Source organism: uncultured Negativibacillus sp., from assembly GCF_944388365.1.
GTDB lineage: Bacteria > Bacillota > Clostridia > Oscillospirales > Ruminococcaceae > Negativibacillus.
In genome coordinates this window covers 1-6,132 of sequence record NZ_CALXIN010000102.1, presented here as the reverse complement: position 1 = coordinate 6,132, position 6,132 = coordinate 1, and the positions used below count along the sequence as shown (strand labels likewise).

Annotated in this window: 4 protein-coding genes; 1 reads left to right on the top strand and 3 read right to left on the bottom strand. The window is 52.6% G+C overall.

The window, feature by feature from the left end:
• From ftcD to hutH, 3 genes are all read right to left on the bottom strand, one after another.
• Positions 1-639 (bottom strand): glutamate formimidoyltransferase (gene ftcD / locus Q0L39_RS10135; RefSeq protein ID WP_296628882.1); only part of this gene is annotated, 639 nt, incomplete at its 3' end.
• Between the two features lie 513 nt (positions 640-1,152).
• Positions 1,153-3,183 (bottom strand): urocanate hydratase, encoded by a 2,031-nt coding sequence (locus Q0L39_RS10130; protein WP_296628880.1) that lies wholly within the window; start codon positions 3,181-3,183, stop codon positions 1,153-1,155.
• Positions 3,184-3,645: 462 nt separating this feature from the next.
• Positions 3,646-5,214 (bottom strand): histidine ammonia-lyase, encoded by a 1,569-nt coding sequence (gene hutH, locus Q0L39_RS10125; protein ID WP_296628879.1) that lies wholly within the window; start codon positions 5,212-5,214, stop codon positions 3,646-3,648.
• 397 nt (positions 5,215-5,611) lie between these two features.
• On the opposite strand from hutH, the gene Q0L39_RS10120 reads away from it, so the two are divergent.
• A partial coding sequence (locus Q0L39_RS10120; protein ID WP_296628878.1) for a hypothetical protein occupies positions 5,612-6,132 on the top strand: 521 nt, incomplete at its 3' end.

The following is a 6,132-nucleotide window of genomic DNA, read 5'->3' as shown; positions in this document are numbered from 1 at the left end:
CCAGCGCATACCGCCGGAGGATTCGCGGATGGTTTTTGCAATCTTGTTTGCAATTTCAACATCGGAGGTAGAGAGGTTGATGTTGAAGGCAACCAATGGGAAGCGTGCGCCGACGGCAACGATACCAGCGGTTGGATGGATTTCATGGTTGCCGTAGTCTGGATACCACTGTGGGTCCTTGAGTTTTTCCGGCATTGCCTCAAACTGACCTTTGCGGATGGCAGCGAGGTTTCTTCTGTGCGGAGCGGTAGCGGATTCCTCATACAGAGTAACCGGCATGCCCAGCTCCTCCCAGATTCTCTTGCCGACCTTTTTGGACAGCTCGATACATTCCTCCATTGGAACGTCCTTGACAGGAGTAAACGGGATGACGTCAACTGCGCCCATGCGTGGATGTTCGCCGTGGTGTTTGGTCATGTCGATTTTTTCGACGCAGGCTTTGGCAAAGCGGAAAGCAGCTTCTGCCATCTGGTCAGGGTCGCCGACGATGGTGAACACGCTGCGGTTGTGGTTTTCATCGGAGGAATAGTCCATCAGGGCGACGCCAGGAACGCTGCGAACAGCGTCAGCGATGTATTCGATGACTTCTTTGTTGCGGCCTTCGGAACAGTTTGGTACACATTCAATGATTCTTGCCATAACAATCAGACTCCTTTGTAAAAGATAAAACTTCAAAGTGAATAAAGTTTTTTGTCAAACTTTTGTAGCTGTCCGTCTTTGCGCCGGAGGCGAACAAAAGTTTTTGGTTGAGCTTTTTTCAAAAAGCTCATAGGGGTACGGGGGCAACGCCCCTGTGGCACATAAATAATATAAAAAGAAAATCGATAGGGGCACAGCAGCTGTTTCGATGCTGCCGCACGTCAGTGCGCATCTGCACATGGTTGTGCAGATGAAAATTGGGGCGGGTTTCTGCCGTCAAAAATCATCCACCGGATAATTTTTGAGGGGAACTCTCTGCGGGCAATGGGCTTTCGAGAACCTTTTCTCTTGCAGAAAAGGAGATTGAAAACTTTTTTCAATCCCGAGCTCTCCCAATGAGCGCCTGACGATAAGGTGTTTCGCTCACTGCAGTGAGCGACTAAAGGCTCTGCCTTTAGAATCCGCCACCTTTTGAAAAAGGTGGACGAAAACTTTTGTTTTTAGCCCCACAAATTAAGCACCGTGATGGCCGGTCATGCTCTTGACTGCCTTCGCTACGATTTCATCATCTGCAATATAAGGCAGGGTGACATGGTACTGACCTGGATGGGACTTGTTAAACTCGACGCAGGTTTCGATCGAGTGCTCATTTCTTGCCCAGGAACGACGTGCAACACCGCTCATAACGTCCCAGATCATCGATACTTTCAGAATCTCATCCACACGAGCAGAACCGTCCAGCACCATGCCGAAGCCACCGTTGATGGCTTTGCCGATGCCGGTGCCGCCGCCGTTGTGCAGAGCAACCAGGCTCATGCCGCGTGCACAGTTTCCTGCAAAGCACTGAACCGCCATATCTGCCATGATGTTGGAACCGTCCTTGATGTTGGAGGTCTCACGGAAGGTGGAGTCGGTGCCGGAGGTGTCGTGGTGGTCACGGCCGAGCATAACAGGGCCGATCTTGCCCTGACGAACCATCTCATTAAATTTAAGCGCGATCTTGGTTCTGCCGTAAGCGTCCTGATACAGGATACGGCACTGAGTGCCAACAACCAGCTTGTTCTTTTTAGCGTCGCGAACCCAAATCCAGTTATCGCGGTCCTGATAGCGTGCGTTCGGGTCGATGCATTCCATTGCGGCAGCATCGGTTGCATCGAGGTCCTCCGGCTTGCCGGACAGACAGCACCAACGGAACGGACCATAGCCATAGTCGAACAGGCATGGACCGAGAATGTCCTCTACATAGGAGGGGAAGATGAAGCCGTCCACTTCGTCGTGACCGTTCTTGCAGATTTCCGGTACGCCAGCATCATAGACGGCTTTCAGGAAACTGTTGCCGTAGTCGAAGAAGTAGGTGCCCTGGTCGTGCATCTTGCAGATCAGTTCGTAGTGGTGGCGCAGGGTCTTGTTGACCAGCTCCTTGAAGCCTTCTGGGTCTTTGTCCAGCATTTCGGTGCGCTGCTCAAAGGTCAGACCCTGTGGGCAGTAACCGCCGTCGTATGGTACATGGCAGGAGGTCTGGTCGGAGAGCAGGTCAACGTGGATGTTCTTCTCCAGCAGGTATTCCAGCAGGTCAACGACGTTGCCGTGGTAAGCGATAGCACAAGGCTCTTTTGCTTTCTGCGCTTCCAGTGCCCAGTTCAGTGCTTCCTCCAGACTGTCGGTGTATTTGTCTACCCAGCCCTGAGTGTAACGGGTCATGATACGGGAAATATCGACTTCAGCGATGATCGAAGCAGCGCCGGCAATATCAGCAGCTTTGCCCTGTGCACCGGACATACCGCCCAAACCGGAGGTAACATACAGCTTGCCTGCGAGGTTGCCTTCCTTCGGAACACCCAGAACCAGACGACCAGCGTTGAGCAGGGTGTTGAAGGTGCCGTGTACGATGCCCTGTGGGCCGATGTACATCCAGCCGCCGGCGGTCATCTGACCGTAGTTTGCAACGCCCAGAGCAGCAGCGCGGTTGAATGCCTGCTGATTGTCGAACATGCCGATCATCAGACCGTTGGTGATGATGACACGAGGAGAGGTCTTGTGGGATTTAAACAGGCCGAGTGGGTGACCGGATTCGATGACGAGAGTCTGGTCGTCGGTCAGCACTTCCAGATATTTTTTAATCAGGCGGTACTGCATCCAGTTCTGGCAGACCTGACCGGTTTCGCCGTAAGTGGTCAGCTCGTATGGATAGAGGGCAACGTCGAAGTCAAGGTTGTTGTCGATCATGACCTGGAAAGCTTTGCCCTCGATGCAGTTGCCTTTGTACTGGTCGATCGGCTTGCCGTGCAGTTCGCCCTGTGGACGGAAGCGGTAGCCGTAGATACGACCATGTTCGTCCAGCTCTTTGGCAAATTCCATCGCCATCTGTTCGTGGTGGTCAGGATGGATATAGCGCAGAGCGTTTTTGATAGCGAGAGCCTTGTCGGACTCGGTGAGGTGAGATTCACGTCTTGGAGCGCGGCGAATACCCTCTACGAAGGTCGGGTATTCAGGGAGTTCATAGTCGAGCTTGATAATCATAGCGTCCTGTGGATTGTAGTCCATAATAAAACCTCCTGTTTCTATGAAATGTGATTGTATACACAAATTAAAGTTTTTTATCCACCTTTTTCAAAAGGTGGCGGATTCCAAAGGCAGAGCCTTTGGGCGCACTCCGCAGAGTGCGAAACGCCTTTATCGTCAGGCGCTCATTGGGAGAGCTCGAGAACCTTTTTGCAAGAGAAAAGGTTCTCGAAAGCCGATTTGTTTTGCACTGTGACCCCGAAAAGTTCCCAGTGGGAAGTTTTCGGCAGTAGAAACCTGTTTTGATTTATGAGGTACAGATGGATATCAAAGCTGCCTGTATTCACAGGCAGGGTACTGACGTACCACAGCACCGAAACGGCTGCCCTGCCCCTTTCGTTTTTATTTTTATATTGTTTAAGTGTCACAGGGGCGTTGCCCCCGTACCCCTATGAGCTTTTTGTAAAAAGCTCAACCAAAAACTTTGTTTTGCTCTAATCCTGGTTACTCAAAGTCCGCAACCATCTCTCTGACAATGTCGAGCAGTTCGCCGCTGCGAACCAGCTTTTCACAAGCCTTAATATCTGGCCACAGCTCACGGTCGATCTCGTAGAATGGAACATCCTTTCTGACGCGGTCATAGACCTTCTGGTGAACCGGCGAGATACCCTGTCCATGGGTATTCAGTCTGCGGCGGATGTCGATGGCCTGACATGCGGTCAGCAGCTCATCAGCCAGCACGGAAAGGGTGTTCTGTACGATCCAGCCGGATTTTCTTGCAGCGGTGGTTCCCATCGAAACCATATCCTCCTGGTTTGCGGAGGATGGAATCGAGTCGACCGACGCCGGATGCGCCAGCACCTTATTTTCCGAAACCATCGAAGCTGCCGAGTACTGAACGATCATATAGCCCGAGTTGACGCCGCCTTCGGTGGTGAGGAATGGAGTCAGACCGTTGGAAAGTGCGGCATTGACCATGCGCTCGGTGCGGCGCTCGGAAATATCCGCGATCTCCGAGCAGGCGATGCCCAGGAAATCAAATGCCAGCGCCATCGGTTCGCCGTGGAAGTTGCCGCCGGAGATAACATTCTCGTCATCCAGGAATACCAGCGGGTTGTCGGTGACGGCATTGAGCTCGATGGATACTTTTTCTTTTACATATTCGATTGCGTCGCGGATAGCGCCGTGTACCTGTGGAATGCAGCGCAGCGAGTAAGCGTCCTGTACGCGGTCGTTCTGGCAGTTTGCGAGGATTTTCGAACCCTCGGTCAGCAGACGGAAGTTTTTGGCGACCATCATCTGTCCTTTATGGCCGCGGACAGCATGAACACGCTCGTCAAAGGCGTTGAGAAGACCGGTTAAGCCCTCCATGGTCATCGAGCCGATCAGGTCGGCAAGCTGTGCTGCACAGATGGTGTCATACAGCGACAGGGCACCTACCGAGGTCATGGCGCAGGTGCCGTTGGTCAGTCCCAGACCTTCCTTGCAGACCAGCGTGTCCAGCGTCTGGATGCCGGCTTTTGCCATCGCTTCGCCGCCGTCCATCTCGACGCCCTGATAAACCGCTCTGCCTTTGCCCAGCAACGGCAGCGACATGTGTGCCAGCGGAGCAAGGTCACCCGAAGCGCCCAGCGATCCTTTCTGTGGAACGACCGGATGAACGCCCTTGTTGAGCATCTCCGCCATCATGGTGACCAGTACCGGACGAACGCCCGAAACACCGCCGCACAGTGCGTTTGCACGTAGCAGCAGCATGCCGCGGACGACCTCTTCACTGTAAGGTTCGCCGGTGGCGGTGCAGTGGCTCAAAATCAGATTGGTGGAAAGGGTGTTGGACATCTCCTCGGGAACGGCAACGCGGGCAAAATCGCCAAAGCCGGTGGTGATGCCGTAGGCGACGCGCTTTTCCGAAGCGATCTTCTCGGCAAGGTCGCGGGATTTCTGCATAGCGTCCAGTGCTTCTTTGGCAACGCTGACTTTCGCGCCAAATCGGGCAACTGCAACAAACGACTCGATGGTCAGGCTGTGGCCGTCGATGACGACATCCTTGATGGTAGACGGGTTCATAATCATTTTGACATACCCCTTTTCTTTAAAAATTACGTTCAGATTGCGGGAGCGGCGTCCCTTCTTTTATATTTAAGATAGCAGATGAAAAGGGGAGTGTCAAACAATTTTTTGGCTTTTATGGATAGTTTTTACTCGAATTTAAGAAAATGTTATAGCTACATGTACAAAATGACAGTTAGAATCAACAAAATTATAACTCAATTACTAACGAATCTGATAGCAGATTAGCAGACGAAAGTGCAATATCACAAAAAAGCGCCCTCCTTTTTTGACAGCGGTATTTGGGCTCCCTATTACCCATTTTGACCCCTAAAATGGGTAATAGAAATTTCAAAAAGGATGCGGTATAATAAAGGAGTAAACCATTGGAGCCTATTGGGTGACAGAAGGAGGAAACCGGATGAAGAAAAAGATATTCGCACTCCTGACCGCCTTGTGCATGACAGCAGCGGTGCTGCCCGCGATGCTGCCCGCTGTCTTTGCCGACGGTGAAGGAGAAGCCACCATCGGGATAAGTGAACAGGAGCAGTGCTCCTGTGTTACCCTCTGTACAGAGGGTAACATAAACCCTGACTGTCCGGTCTGTGCGGCAGAAGGCGTGACCGCCTGCAAAGGTGAGCCGGTTGTGCCGGTGCTGTTTGGTGCGCCGAGGGCGGGTGTAACCTACATCGACGCAGACGGGCAGACAAAAACTCTGACAGAAAATTACACCACCGTTTACACAGATACAACATCTTGGAATGACGGCTGGTATGTGGTTTCTGGCACTGTGGAAATTGGCCAGCGCGTCACCGTCACCGGCGATGTGAAGCTGATTTTAGCCGACGGCTGCAACCTCACCGTCAACGGCGGTATCGAAGTGGAGGGCACCAACAGCCTCACCATCTACGCCCAGTCCACCGGCAGCGGCACACTGACTGC

What these genes read in the sequence shown, in the direction of transcription:
- Q0L39_RS10130 (WP_296628880.1), bottom strand. Translation starts at nt 3,183, where the DNA reads ATGGACTACAATCCACAGGACGCTATGATTATCAAGCTCGACTATGAA.
- hutH (WP_296628879.1), bottom strand. Translation starts at nt 5,214, where the DNA reads ATGATTATGAACCCGTCTACCATCAAGGATGTCGTCATCGACGGCCAC.